13 protein-coding genes are annotated in these 13672 nt (G+C 53.9%); 6 read left to right on the top strand and 7 right to left on the bottom strand.

Annotation, left to right across the window (positions count from 1 at the left end):
• The first annotated feature begins 203 nt into the window (after nt 1-203).
• Nucleotides 204-1007, top strand: a complete 804-nt coding sequence (locus PAT3040_RS28605; RefSeq protein WP_108995360.1) for a Cof-type HAD-IIB family hydrolase — start codon at nt 204-206, stop codon at nt 1005-1007.
• Between the two features lie 614 nt (nt 1008-1621).
• The gene (locus PAT3040_RS28600; protein WP_258235201.1) at nt 1622-2386 is read left to right on the top strand and encodes a protein-glutamine gamma-glutamyltransferase; all 765 of its coding nucleotides are present in this window, start codon (nt 1622-1624) and stop codon (nt 2384-2386) included.
• Nucleotides 2387-2496: 110 nt separating this feature from the next.
• Here the strand turns inward: PAT3040_RS28600 and PAT3040_RS28595 are convergent, their stop codons facing one another.
• The 5 genes from PAT3040_RS28595 to PAT3040_RS28575 form a co-directional block, all read right to left on the bottom strand.
• Nucleotides 2497-3234, bottom strand: a complete 738-nt coding sequence (locus tag PAT3040_RS28595) for a peptidylprolyl isomerase (protein WP_258235200.1) — start codon at nt 3232-3234, stop codon at nt 2497-2499.
• Nucleotides 3235-3551: 317 nt separating this feature from the next.
• Entirely contained in the window at nt 3552-4010 is a 459-nt protein-coding gene (locus tag PAT3040_RS28590; protein WP_087571972.1) for a MarR family winged helix-turn-helix transcriptional regulator, read from the bottom strand.
• Nucleotides 4011-4133: 123 nt separating this feature from the next.
• Nucleotides 4134-5210: a 2,3-diaminopropionate biosynthesis protein SbnB gene (locus PAT3040_RS28585; RefSeq protein WP_108995359.1), complete on the bottom strand. Its 1077-nt coding sequence runs from the start codon at nt 5208-5210 to the stop codon at nt 4134-4136.
• 38 nt (nt 5211-5248) lie between these two features.
• Complete coding sequence (gene sbnA / locus PAT3040_RS28580) at nt 5249-6190, bottom strand: 2,3-diaminopropionate biosynthesis protein SbnA (RefSeq protein WP_307719182.1); 942 nt, start codon at nt 6188-6190, stop codon at nt 5249-5251.
• Between the two features lie 59 nt (nt 6191-6249).
• Entirely contained in the window at nt 6250-7515 is a 1266-nt protein-coding gene (locus PAT3040_RS28575; protein ID WP_108995358.1) for a phenylacetate--CoA ligase family protein, read from the bottom strand.
• A gap of 249 nt (nt 7516-7764) precedes the next feature.
• On the opposite strand from PAT3040_RS28575, the gene PAT3040_RS28570 reads away from it, so the two are divergent.
• A complete protein-coding gene (locus PAT3040_RS28570) occupies nt 7765-8562 on the top strand; it encodes a YheC/YheD family protein (RefSeq protein ID WP_108995357.1) in 798 nt (265 codons plus the stop codon).
• Between the two features lie 227 nt (nt 8563-8789).
• Here the strand turns inward: PAT3040_RS28570 and PAT3040_RS28565 are convergent, their stop codons facing one another.
• Nucleotides 8790-10031 (bottom strand): S-layer homology domain-containing protein, encoded by a 1242-nt coding sequence (locus PAT3040_RS28565; protein WP_181376895.1) that lies wholly within the window; start codon nt 10029-10031, stop codon nt 8790-8792.
• Between the two features lie 329 nt (nt 10032-10360).
• On the opposite strand from PAT3040_RS28565, the gene PAT3040_RS28560 reads away from it, so the two are divergent.
• Complete coding sequence (locus PAT3040_RS28560; protein ID WP_108995355.1) at nt 10361-11593, top strand: RNA polymerase sigma factor; 1233 nt, start codon at nt 10361-10363, stop codon at nt 11591-11593.
• Nucleotides 11594-11748: 155 nt separating this feature from the next.
• On the opposite strand, the gene ytxJ is transcribed toward PAT3040_RS28560, so the two are convergent.
• Nucleotides 11749-12087: a bacillithiol system redox-active protein YtxJ gene (gene ytxJ, locus PAT3040_RS28555; RefSeq protein ID WP_108995354.1), complete on the bottom strand. Its 339-nt coding sequence runs from the start codon at nt 12085-12087 to the stop codon at nt 11749-11751.
• A gap of 175 nt (nt 12088-12262) precedes the next feature.
• Between ytxJ and PAT3040_RS28550 the strand changes: the two genes are divergently transcribed.
• Nucleotides 12263-12832 (top strand): TetR/AcrR family transcriptional regulator, encoded by a 570-nt coding sequence (locus PAT3040_RS28550; protein ID WP_108995353.1) that lies wholly within the window; start codon nt 12263-12265, stop codon nt 12830-12832.
• A gap of 137 nt (nt 12833-12969) precedes the next feature.
• A partial coding sequence (locus tag PAT3040_RS28545) for a YhgE/Pip domain-containing protein (protein ID WP_146200584.1) occupies nt 12970-13672 on the top strand: 703 nt, incomplete at its 3' end.

Here is a 13672-nt window from a genome sequence, read left to right as displayed (position 1 = left end):
ATGATCAATTCACCGAAAACCATCCCAGCTTCGAGCGCTCCGAGGACAATTGGGCCGTCGTGGTTAGCAACCTTAAGAGTTATGCCGAGACGGGCAAGACGTTAAACTTTGGCTGGTAGGTAAGGGTAGCCGAACCTTCTCCCATTCCTTATACTAGAGTTAGCTATAAAAACGATAGAGATAACGGATAGGAGAATGGGACCATGAGCTACAAAATCGTTTTTTTTGACATCGACGGCACGCTGGTGAACGAGCAAAAGGAAATACCGGAGGATACGGTGCTGGCGATCCGCGAGCTTAAGGAACAGGGCGTGGAGCCGGTTATCGCGACGGGCCGCGCGCCTTACTTCATCAAACCGCTGGCGGAGAAGCTGGGCATCGAATCCTTTGTCACCCTAAACGGAGGTTACGTCGTCTACAAGGGGCAGTCGCTATATCGCCGGGAGATCGGCAAGCGGGAGCTGGGCCGCCTGGTGGAGCTTGCCGCCGCGCATGATCACGGACTGGTATTCGAGGGAGAGACGGCTTTCTGCAGCGATCGCGAGAACCATCCGTTTATCGAGGAAGCGGTTCTATCGCTTAAGGTGGACTTGCCGTCGTTTAACCCGGCCTTCTGGCAGACGGACGACATCTTCCAGGTGTTCCTGCACTGCGAGAGCCACGAAGAACATCTGTATGAAGCGTTGAAGGATGACTTTACGTTGATCCGCTGGCATCGCGCCGCGATGGATGTACTGCCGGCAGGCGGCTCCAAGGCGCAAGGCGTGGCGGCTCTTCTGGAGAAGCTGGGACTGACGGCGGCCGATGCCGTCGCATTCGGAGACGGGCTTAACGATAAGGAAATGCTGGAGTATGTCGGCTTCGGCGTCGCGATGGGCAATTCCCATCCGGAATTGCTGCCTTACGCGAATTTCGTGACGTCGCATGTGGATGACCGCGGCATTCGCAACGGCTTGATCGAGGCGGGATTGCTGCATTCCGAGGGCGTTGCCGTTCCAATAAAATAAGTTTTCGGTAGGGTAAGTCAATGGATCCGTAGTCAAAAGCAGCCAAATCGGACGAGTTTGTCGGCATGGCCGACAGCTTGTACGCACCGTTCCTTGTTTGCTCCTATTAGCCCATACTTGCTCCACAAGTTCCGATGAAACGATGGTGTCCATAAAAAGGACGCCGCGAGGGAGGACAATCGTCTACCGCATCGGAAAAATCGTATATCGCACGGAAAATCGTACACCGCATCGGAAAACAGAGGGAAAAGCTCCTCTTAATCTGAACAAATCAGGCGATTGGTTTGGCATAAAGGGAAAAGCTCCCTCTAATCGGGGCGATTATGCCCGAAGACAACGATTCGTTCGGGATTAGAGGGAGGATTTCCCTCTAAAGTGCAAGCGAGGGAGGAGACCGGGACATTAGAGGGCGTTTTTCCTCTTGTTCGAGAGAAGAGCGAGCGAACACCACAGACATGAGAGATGTTGATGGCTTTTTTGGTCCTTTCGTATCCAGTTTAATCATTTATTTAAGTTGGGCAGCTATCTGCCGTTCTATAAGCCAAAAAGTTCACCAATCCGGGCGGGCTCACGTACTATAACCTAATCCATATTTCTGGTTTGGGGGGTATAACGTGATCGTAATTACGGACGGAAGCAACCCGGGTGCAATACCGCCGCGGCTGCTGACGATGCTGGAGAGGAAAACTTTGACGAGGAAGATGGCAAGTCCGATGTTGTACAGCTATCCAAGTCTGGATTCTCTGATCTTCGAGCTTAAGATGAGGTCTCACATCGTGGAAGCGGCCAAAGCGATGTATGCAAGCGGGGTAAGCTTCGCGTCATTTAGCAATTCCCGCAGCAATGAGCAGTATTGGATTCGTACGCCCCAGGGCGGTTTCTTGCTGCGGCCCAACGTTCTGCCATCCGACGCAGTGAACGATATTTTTGAAAATGGGCATCTATATGCCTTCGAGTGCGCAGGCGCCATTATTATCATTCTGTATAAGGCAGTGCTGGATGCGATCGGCGAAGCCGCGTTCAATCGTCACTTCCGCAACCTGTATCTGATCAGTTGGGAGACGGACCACGATCTCAGGCTAAACGCCACTTACAATCTGAACGAGACATACCACGGAGATACGATGTATTTCAAAAATCCCGATTACGACCGTTCTACGCCGGAGTGGCAGGGCGAGAACGCCATCAAGCTCGACGATAACCTGTTTTTCGGCCACGGGATCGGAATCGGTTCCGCAGGTGAAATGATCGAGAAGCTTAACCGCGCCAGAATGCCGGGCAGCATGACGTCGGCTTATCTGGACAATCTTATTATTACGCCGGACTTCGAGTTCGTGAGGCAGCTTGTCTATCGGGAAGAAGAAGCCGCTGCTTTGTAGCGGCTGGTGGATTACAAGAGATTTCCGACCATAAGCAAAGAGGGCATCGCAACAGCCAGCGGCTGAGCAGCGATGCCCTCTTTGTACCCGAGCTTAATGGGATCTTGCGCTTATTCCGTCTTAACAGGCGGATCAAAGGTCATGCCTTTAAGATCGACGGTTACTTTCTTCATGGAGATAGGTTCCAGGGGTTTGTCGTTGCCGTCCCGATCCTGCGCCACGATCTCGTCTGCCGCCTCGATGCCTTCTATAACCTTGCCGAACGAGGCATACAGGTTGTCCAGCGACGGAGCGTCCTCGACCATGATAAAGAATTGGGAGCCTGCGGAATCCGGCGCATTAGTACGTGCCATAGAGAGAACGCCGCGCGTATGCTTCAGCTTGTTCTCGAAGCCGTTTTCGCTGAATTCGCCGGGGATGGAATAGCCGGGACCGCCCATGCCGTTGCCATCCGGATCGCCGCCCTGAATCATGAAGCCGGGAATGACGCGATGGAAGATCAGGCCGTCATAGTATCCCGACTGCACGAGCGAGATAAAGTTGTTGACCGAATTCGGAGCGACCTCCGGATAAAGCTCGATCTTGATCAACTTGTCGTTGCTGAGCTCAATCGTGACCTCGGGATGTTTCTCCGGGCCGAGGAGCTCGGGCCCCTCTTCTTCAGCCGGGGCTTCCGTAGGAGAAGGGGATGGCGACGGGGACGGTGATGCCGTAGCTTGTCCGCCGCCGGAGCCTTGGCTGTTGTTCTGCTTGCCTTGATCGACGCCGCAGCCGGCTGCCACGATCAAGAATACGGCAAGAACCGCTAGCAGAAGCGGGTGCCGATAATGCCGTTTCATTGCTTTCATTGACGTTTATTACCCTCCTTATAATGCGTGTTCAAAAAGTCCGGTTTTCAGCACCGAGAAGATTGAAAGAAGGTAGAAACTGAGGAGCGGAGCGTAGTGGAAGCTACGTGAGCACCGGAAGTTTCGCCTGAATTCAATATTCGATGATGAGTAGGCAACGCGACCATACTTCGTGATCAAAAGCGGACTTTTTGAACAACCTCTTATGCATGTATCCAGCTTCCATATTAACACAGCGGAATCCAGGATTGCGAATGATAGCGTGGAGCTTGTCCGCCGAATCGTAAAAGCGAATCAGGGGGGGCCGCACCGCGCTCCTACTCCTCGCCTGGCTGAGCGGAATAACGTTTCACGCGGTCCAGCAGTTCCTGCATCTGCCCCAGCAGCATGGCGCCTTCCTCCGGCGTTGCGTCCAGCTTGCAGGCCAGCTGTTCGGGAATATCGATGGCCTTCTCCCTAAGCGCTTCGCCATCCGGTGTCAACGTAACGAGGACGCTTCGTTCGTCTTTCTTGTCGCGCGTACGCTTGACGAGGCCCGCGGCCTCCAGCTTCTTTAGCAACGGAGTGAGCGTGCCGGAGTCCAGGTACAGCTTGGTTCCGAGCTCGCTGACGGTGGCATTGTCCTTTTCCCATAGCGCGAGCATCGTCACGTATTGCGTATAGGTGAGTCCAAGGTTTTGCAGCAGCGGGCGATACAGCTTTGTAATTTCTCGGGAGCTCGCATAGATCGCGAAGCAGATCTGATTATCGAGCTTCATATGTTCAATGGGATGCATCGTTTCTCCTCCAAGACGGCAACTTCGATAAAATTTTCAATTAAATTGCATTAAATTTAATATAGTGTTGCAGCCTGGAGGTGTCAAGTTCGAGGAGGGGAGAGGCCGGTGAAGGTGAGGCGCTTAAAGCTTGACGCCTATCCCTAATTCTTCTCCCTTGCGGACATACCAGTCGGCGATCGACACGTCAAAAGCGGCCATGCCCATGGGGCAAAACAGCACGGGTTCCTCCGAACGGAGAGAGGAGATCGCGTCCCGGCATACAATATCTCCAAGGGACATGACATCTTCTGCTGACAGTCCGGTCTCCCGGTGAAGCAGCTCGATATCGGTGTTTTCACGACATACCTCCGCCCAATCGTCGACCACGATGGAACGAATGCCGCGTATAGCGTCCAATCCGTAATCCCTGAGCGAGATGTCGAGCAGCAGGCTGCCGGGCGCCGGGGGGATGTCGATATAACGCACGGGGCTAACCGTGCATGTCAGAATGACGTTGCAAGAGCGATATAACTCCTGCCAGTTTCCGGCGAACCGAATCGGTATGTCCTTACGGAGCTGCCTGATGCGGAGAGGCTTCGATTGTTCGGTCGGTTCTCCGAATGTCAGCGTTGGTCCGGCGCCTGTGCGTTTGCCAAAGCTGTGCGGAATGACTTCCTCAGGACTAATGCCACGAACGTCGTACAACATAACTTGATCGATATGCTCGCCAAATAAGGCTAACGTCATGGCCAGATGCATTCGCCCGATAGGTCCCAGTCCGATAATGCCGATGCGCAGCCCTTCTTCGGCTTCATCACGGCGATTGTCGAGCAAGCGATGACGAAGCCACTCTCTTAGCATCAGTCCGCTGACGGCCGCGGTTCTGACGGCGCTCACTCGCGAGGAATTGACGATTGCGCGCGGCTCTCCCGTAGAAGCTTCGTTTAGTATGGTGACGCTATGCGCTCGAGGCAATCCGGCATAAATGTTGCCGGGGAAGCTGGCGATCCACTTCAGACCCGCCGCGGCAACCGTCCCGCCAACATAAGCCGGCATCGCGATGATGCGATTATCCGGGTTGCCGTAGCGCAGGTATGGCTTGAGCGGCTGAACGACGCCGCCTCTGTCCATAATGCGTACCGTCTCTTGAATCCGGTCGACCAGCTCCCGCCACGGCTCGCCGATCTCTCTGAGCTGCTCATCTCCGTAATAAATCATGGCGCAAAAACTTCCTCCCTGTTCGTTCCGTTCTTCTCTCAACCCGGCTCGCCAAAAGCGGCAGCCATCCACTCGTCGTTAAACACCGTATCCATATAACGCTCTCCGCGATCGTGCATAATAACGGCACAAGTGCTGCCGTCAGGCAGCTCATCCCATATCGAGCGCAGGGCAGCAAGGACCGCTCCGGAGGAGGGGCCGGCAAGGATGGCCTCCGTTGCGGCAAGCTGCCGGCATGCCAGAGCCATTTCCTTATCGGTTACGTATACGGCCAGGTCCGTAAAGGAGTTCGCCGCAAACGGGGGAACGATGCCAGCGCCAAGTCCGGGGAAGAGGCGCGGTCCCTTCTCCCCGCCAAGAATGACGCTGCCCGCGGCATCGACGGCGACGATCTTCGCGGCCAGCCCATTTCGGCGAATGTAGTCGGCGCAGCCCAGCATCGTGCCGCAAGTGCTGACGCCGCCGATCACATAATCGATCTTGCCGAGCTCGCGAATGATCTCAGGCATCGTGCCTTCGCTGTGGGCCAAATAGTTATTGGGGTTCCCATACTGATTAGGCCAGAAGCTGTCGGGATGGGCGGCCAGCACCTCCTGCACGCGGGCAAGGCGGGCGGGGAGATACTCCCCCGTGGCGGGATCGGGCTCTTCCACGTAGGACACCTCCGCTCCGTAAGCTTGCATAATAGTCCTGTTCGTTTTTGAGGTGCGGGGGTCAATGACGCAGACGAAACGAAGTCCGAGCCGCCTGCATATGGCCGCCATGCTGATCGCCATATTGCCAGAGCTGGATTCCACAATAACCGTATCCGGACCGATGAGCCCTTTCCGCAGAGCATTTTTCAGAATGCGAAGAGCAGGGCGATCCTTGGCGCTGCCCGTCGGATTCATCAGCTCCAGCTTGGCGAATACCCGTATGCCCCGCAGCTCGGGAAACAATCGGGATAAGCGGACTAGAGGCGTGCCGCCAATTCCGTTCAACCAACCATCCTCCATGCCTATCTCACCGCCGCTTTCTTCTAAACAGTCGAATTCCGGGTTCATGAGGGGTAGATCTTTTTTCCTTTCACCGAACCGTGACCCGGAAGCTGGCGGAAAGCGTCGACCGGTATGACGTCGATGCCTTTCAGCAAGCCGCCGCGAATCATCATGCCGATATCCGGTATGCGTTGCTCGACCTCGTCCCGCACATGCCGGAGCTTCTCCGGGTGTTTCGCCAATTGGTCGCTTCGAATATGGAGCATGAGACGATTGCCGTTTACGGCTACGCGCACGGCCGCGTCCGTTAATACAAGGTGGACGGCCGCCTCGATGTCGTACAGGCTGATCTTCTCCCCGTGCTTCAGCTCGGAGCCGATGCGCTTCGATATGCCGGTGAAGGTGCCCCGCGGAACGCCGTCGATCAGGGTGACCTCGAAGTCGCGTACGACGTCGTAAGTAACGAAGCGAACGACCGGGAACATCAGCCTGCTCGGCGATGTGAGGACCAGCACCCGCTCGTTGTCCGCCAACGGCTCGAAGCTCTCTCCCAGTTCCTGTACAGTCAGCCCCTCGCCCCACATGCCTTCCGAGAGAACATACCTGTTTCGCTCATGCGAATAGGCGGCAATGGCTCCGACCTCGATGGAGCCGTACGTATCGAGCAGATCCGGAGGGGTCAGGCATAATCGGGCAGCCATATTGGCCTGCCATTCCCGGGAGGCGATCTCGCCGACAAGGATGATCTTCCGCACGGGGAATGGTTCATCTTCCGGCCAGGCATCGGCTATGCTCTCCAGAAGGGAGGGCATCGTATACAGCAGCTCCGGTCGATAGGTTCTTAGCTTCGCTACATGTTCTTCTATGGGGGCAGAGAAGGAGATGGCCTCACCCTCCATACCCATACTCGAGAAGATGCTCAGCGCCGTACTTGCCGCATGACCTGTGCCCAGATCGGCCAGAGCCCGCCGGATCGGTCCGGCGTTCAACCATGCTTCGAAGCTCGTTTGTTTCGCGGCTATATAATGAAGATCATCTTCGGGTGAATAATAGATCGACTTGCGTACGCCGCTCGAGGTGCCGGAGGTGCGGTAGACAGATAAGCCGGCTTCGGATCGAGGCGGTTCTGCATAATAATGCCTTGCCAATAGATCGGCGTTCAGAAGGGGCAGCTCGTTCAGCGAAAGAAGCGTCTTCTCCCTGTTATCGGCGTAGTCAAGGTGATCGCGTTCCGACACGCGCTTTTCCTCCAGAAGCTTCCCATACCATGGGTGCAATCGTGCAATAAGATGGACATGCGCCGTCAGCGCGCTTGGATGCAAGGACATGCCGCCCACACTCCTCGTTATGGACTTGTGACTCTTCATAAAGTGCGAGTTCAAAAAGTACGGTTTTCATCCTCTTAAAGCATATGTGTCCCGCGGCGGAATGTTCGGGTATGACGACAGCGGCCTAAGGCACGTCCGCAACTGCTGCGTATACTAATAAAAGAAAGATTCCCAGAGACAACCGCATGAAGTCGATACTGAAAAGCGCACTTTTGAACTCTTAAGTACGATAAAGGAGGCCTTACTAGTGTGAAATCGGGCAAAAAGAGAAGACACCGCATCTCCGACAAATGGGCAAAAACGAATGTGCTGCTAGGGGACAAGGGCCTGCGCCTCTATATTCCGCAAACCCGGCGGTTCAGCCAATACACGCTGCGATCTATGCTGGAAGCTTACGGCATGGTCTATGTAAAGCCGATTCGCGGCTCGCTTGGGAGAGGCGTTATGAGAGTCGAACGGGAGGCGGGAGGCGGGTATGCCTACCAATTGGGCAGCAATCGGCGCAGCTTCGGCAGCTTCGATGCTTGCTATCTCGGCATAAAGAGGGATATTGCCGGCAAGTCGTATCTCGTGCAGCGAGGCATCCATCTATTAAAATACGAGGGCAGAGCCTTCGATCTGCGCGTCGTCGTGCAGAAGTCTCCAAGCGGAGGCTTTGAAGCGACGGGAACGGTGGCGCGAGTCTCCTATCCCGGCAAAATCGTTACAAACGGGAGCCAAGGCGGAACTATCCTGCCCGCTGACCAGGTGCTCCAGCCCCATGTCGGTTCGGGGCAGAAGGATGCGATGATCGCCCATTTGGAGCGTATCGGCATTCAAACGATCAGGCAGCTGCGGAGGCGTTATCCGGGGCTGGTCGAGATCGGGCTGGACATCGCGATCGACAGTCAGCTTCGGCCGTGGATTCTGGAGGTGAACACGACGCCGGATCATTGTCCTTTCGCCATTCTGCAGGACCAGACTATGATTCGGCGCATTATTCATTATGGCAGGCAATACGGCGTGACCTATAGGCTAAATTGCAACAAAGCCAGGACGGTGCTCTAGGGCGTGTGTGAAAACCCGCTCAGGTGGAGTATTCAGACACGCCCTAGTCATCCGAAAACACAAAACGCCTCTTCCCTTCCGCAGTATGCGGGGGAGGAGGCGTTTCAGCGTACATAGCTTGACGTGCATGCCTATTTGGCGATAAAACTACCTCATGCTTACGAAGTGGCTTTGCTTTGCAAAGCTGCAGGTCGTACATAATCGATGCACTTCGATAGGAGTTTTAATCACTTTTTGGCCGCGACCGTAAAAATAACCGTCTTTGCAGAGTTATCGACCAATACGTTGACGGCGTCTCCGCCGATTTGGCTGTACGTGCTGGTCACGGCCTCGCCACGGCTTAGTTTGTCGCAGACGGAGGCGAACAACTCCTTGAAGGCAAATGCGTTATAGCCGAACAATCCGTTCGCGAACTGCTCCACAACCTCCTGATTACGGGCCAGGGAGCCGTCTCTAAGCCGAATCGTAATGCCGAATGTATTGTAGGCGGGGTCAAGCCAAATCGCGGCTTCCTCCTGAACGGCGGCCGATCCGGAGGGACGATTCTGCACTTGTTCCTTCTCCGATTGATCCTTGTAAAGTCTCAGCGTCGTGTCGAACAGATCGTAATTCGCTCCGCGCAACTGACCGATCGCGGCAAGCGAATCGTACATATCCCACATCCGTTTATCCGGGAAGATGACGATTTTGTCGCCGCCAGCCTGAGTAGGTACGAGACGCTCCAGCTTGTCCGGCGAGACGGCGATTTTAATGCGGCTCTCCTTATCCGTCAAGCGATTCAGAATAACCAGCGCTTGCGCGCGCGTCACCTTGTTCCCGACGCCAAAAAATCCATTGGGATACCCCTCCATAATGCCCTTAACCAATGCTTCCGCGATAAAGCGCTGCTCTCTCTCCGTTGCGCTAGTGATATCGCCGTAGGATTGAGCCATCTTTTGCCCGAACAAGCCGTCCTCCAGAAACTCCGTTTCTTGAAGCGTGTAATACAGAACTTCGGCCACGTTCTCCCGGGTCATATCACCCTGGAAGTCGGTATAACGGCTTTTGTTCAGAAAATGCAGGTCGCTTGCGATATCGATAAAATCCTTGGCCCAGTAGCCGACCGTGTTCGGCTTGAAGCTGAAGTACCGATAGTCCTGCTTTATGATCGCCTGATTCTCCGGACTCAGCGTGTTCAGGAAGTTGGTCTTCCAGCTGCGCGACCCGTTCTGATGGAGCTCCGAGTAGGACAGAATAAGCATTTTTACGAATTGGTCGACCTGCACGGGCTCCTCCGGCCGGAAAGAACCGTCAGGGTAACCGTCCAGCACGCCTCTCGAAACCATGGCTTGAATCGTATCTTTGGCCCAGTGGTTCCCGATATCGTTGAAGGCTGCGGCGGTGCTCGCCGCGCTTACATAAGCGGGTTGCGGGAGGGCCGCGGCGACCAGAAATATAAGGCCGACCCATAAATATAGAACTCGTTTCATAGAGCAAAATCCCCCTGTTTCGATATTATCCGACATTATTTAGCTAACCATATCCATTCGTTATTTAGAATGGGCAGTTTGATGCAACCTTTGGGATCATTCGAGCGCAGGCGGCAAAGTCTTTTGGCATGTGGCAAATGGGGGTAATAGGGCAGGGGGCGCATCGATTGGCCCTGATCGAAGGTAGTTCATCATGCTTACCTGGTTCTCGTTATGTAGGCGAAAAGGCATTCTCAATGGAAGGGACGCATAAAAAGTTTTTTGGACTTGTGGCTTTTTGCCGTGCGGCGGTGTCTAATGAGTTGTAAGGTCAGGAGGTGAAGCTTCCGATGTCGAGAGCTCAAGACAACGGCCCTGTTTATCCGGGTGAACAGGCCACAAACCAATCATTCGAAGAAGCCTATCGGCAATATCGGCCGGCAATTCGCAATTACTTGGCGATGAAGGTGCATCCCATGAAGGTAGACGACTTGCTGCAATACATCTTCCTGAGAGCGATGGAGAGGCGGCATACGTTCAAAGGGAACTCGAGTTTGTTTACGTGGATTTTCAAGATCGCCCAGAACGTAATTAAAAACGAATATCGCAGCTCGTCCCGCAACAAGGAGCAGTCTGTAGACATGGAAACCTGCGCCGGTCATTTGATCGGACTCGATTACGCCAGGCATGTCGATATCCGTATCGATATCGGCTCTGCGCTGGAGAAGCTGGATGAGCGGGATCGGCATATGATCTCTTTACGTTTCTTTGTCGGATGCACGTTGGCGGAGATCGCCGTCATAACGGGCATGCGCGAAAGCGCGGTTAAGAACAGGCTGTATCGCGGGCTGCAGAAGCTCAGGAAAGAATTAAAAGAATGGGGGGACATCGCCGTGAGGACGATTCAAGATATGGTGGACATTGTAGACGCGAACGGCAATGCGGCAAACTCCGAGGAGATGGAGCACGTATATCGGGATTTGTTCGGCAAGCTGAAGGGCAGCGTGGAAGAACTTGTAAAGAAGTTTAAGCATCGGCCGTCGGAGAAGGTCGTGATCGAAATTTATCCCGATCTTCCGGCCTTCCATCAGGCCACGGGTGAGCCGGGCGCGCCGGATTGGTTCATGGGAACCTTTGAAGGCAACACTCTTAAGATCGTTTCGCCGCTCAACCCTGGACCGGCGCATTCGTACCATTCGATTCTTCAATCGACGGTCCACTTATACGCCATGTGGCTTGTAAAGGATATCAACGCGTCGGCTCCCAAGTGGATCTGCCAAGGCGTCGGTGGTTACGAATCCAAGCAGATGTCGCCAGATTTTATTATCGATAGCGTCAAGGATACCATTGTCCGGGGGATTGTGCCCACGTTTCGCGAACTTAATGAGGATTCGTTCCGCTTCGAGGAGATGAAGGGCTTTCAGTTCACATATTTGATCGTGCAATTCATTGTGGAACGTTATGGGATGGATGCATTAAATCGTCTGGTTCGCGATGCGGAGCAATTCAACGAGGCTTTAGGATGCTCAGAGTCGGAACTGCATGGGCAATGGGTAACTCATTTGAAGAAAGCTGCATCTTAAAAAAGTATATATTAAAGAAGCTTCCATCCACAGAGCTGTGGTATGGAAGCTTCTTGTTTACATACGGATAAGTATAAACCTCTCCATACCGGATCTATACTTCTCAGAATGAAATCCTCCGCGCCGCCAGAGGCGGCGACAGCCGATTCGCCTTTTTAATCCAAGACGGCGCTAATATGCGCTTTGGTCACGGACCAATGGGAGGCCGTCCATACTTTGGCGCCTTTGTCGATATAGATGATTTGCGGCGATTCATGTTTCACGCCCGTATCTTCGGCGATCTTGTTCGATACGGGACGGGACTCAATCACTTTTACGAGCACGTAATCGATATCCTCGCGCGGCGTTCCATTTAAATATTGGCTGAATTCCTCGTGAGCATTGGCGCTAACAGGGCATGTCGTGCTGTGCTTGAAGACGACCAGCGGACGGTTGTCCGAGTGCTGGAGAGCCTCCGACCATTGTTCTTGCGAAGTAATTTCCCGGTATGTCATCGTGGATTCGCTCCTTATATCTCATGAAGAATGAGTGATGTCGGCCTGGGGCCTGCCATTATTATACCGCTGTTGCGAAAACAATTCATCCGTGTTAATATGAATTCATTGAACGATTGACCGAAAGTGAATTATGGTCACTTCGTCAAATTGCGAACGGAGGTGGGGGACGGTGATGGATCGGAAGCAATGGATCGTTGATGCGGCGGCCAAATCCTTCTCCTTGTTTGGCTATAAGGCGACCACGATGGATGGCGTGGCGAAGATCGCGAACGTAGGCAAAGGAACGATCTATACGTTCTTCTCGAACAAGGAGGAATTATTCGGCCATATCATGAACCGGATGATCGAGGAGATGAAGACGGTCGCGGAAGAGGCGATTGACGAACAGCTCCCGTTCTTCGACAATCTGTACAACGCCTTGGAGCGTCTGCTGGACTTCCGGGAGGAGCACGAGCTTGCTCTCAAGCTATCGCAAGAGGTGCGGGAGATCGGTACGCCGATGGCTGTTGATGCGCTTAACGTGATCGAGCGGGCTGTTGTCGGATATATAGCCGAGCGAGTGCGCACGGCGGTAGAGAAGGAAGATATCCGGCCTTGCGAGCCGGAGATGACCGCATTTGTCATGCTCAAGCTCTACATGGCGCTCGCAGTGGACTGGAAGAAGACGCACGAGCCGCTTGGCAAGGATGAGGTGGCAAAGCAGCTTCGATTCTATTTGGAGGAAGGGTTAACCCGCAACTGAGACGCTTTGCATATACAGCTTGTTCATATAGGGGCAGTCCTCGCTGGCGTTAAGGTGAGTTGCCTTTTTTTGTGAGTAAAAGTGACTGAATATCGAAAATGGTCATTTCGTATTACAAATGAGGAGTGAAAAAGAAGATGAAATTTAAATGGGCAGGCTTCAAACAATTCGGAGCGGAAATAGGCGCCATCGCGCGAAATCCCAAGATATTAATACCCGTAGCGGGTGTGTTGACAATTCCCCTTATGTATACGGCGATGTTTCTCGGTGCATTCTGGGACCCGTACGGCAAACTGGAGGAGTTGCCGGTTGCAGTCGTTAATTCCGACAAAGGTATCGTTTTCGAAGGAGAAGAGATGCATATCGGGCAGGATTTCACGGAAGAACTAAAGGAGAACGGCAAGTTTGACTGGGCGTTCGTGAGCAAGGAAGAAGCGCTTCAAGGGATGAAGGACAAAGTATATTACATGGCAATCGAAATTCCGGAAGATTTCTCGGAGCGGACGACAACGCTGACCTCCGAGCATCCCGATCCCGCGAAGCTGATCTATTTGCGCAACGACAGTACGAATTTTTTGGCCGGCCAGATCGGTAATTCGGCCGTCGAGACCATGAAAAGCACGCTTAACAAGGAAGTGACGGAGGCGTATACGCGGACCGTGTTCGAGCAGCTTGAGGAAGCGGCGGACGGGATCGCGGCGGCAAGCGAAGGCGCAGGCAAACTTGCCGACGGCACTAGCGATGCAAGATCGGGTTCGGAACTGCTCGCCGATAATCTGTCCAAGCTGGCCGGCGGTACGACGCAACTGCAAGATGGGGCGGCAAAGCTTGACGCTGCCG

It is taken from the genome of Paenibacillus agaridevorans (assembly GCF_003112455.1).
Taxonomy (GTDB): domain Bacteria; phylum Bacillota; class Bacilli; order Paenibacillales; family Paenibacillaceae; genus Pristimantibacillus; species Pristimantibacillus agaridevorans.
This window is presented reverse-complemented; position numbering and strand designations above follow the sequence as displayed.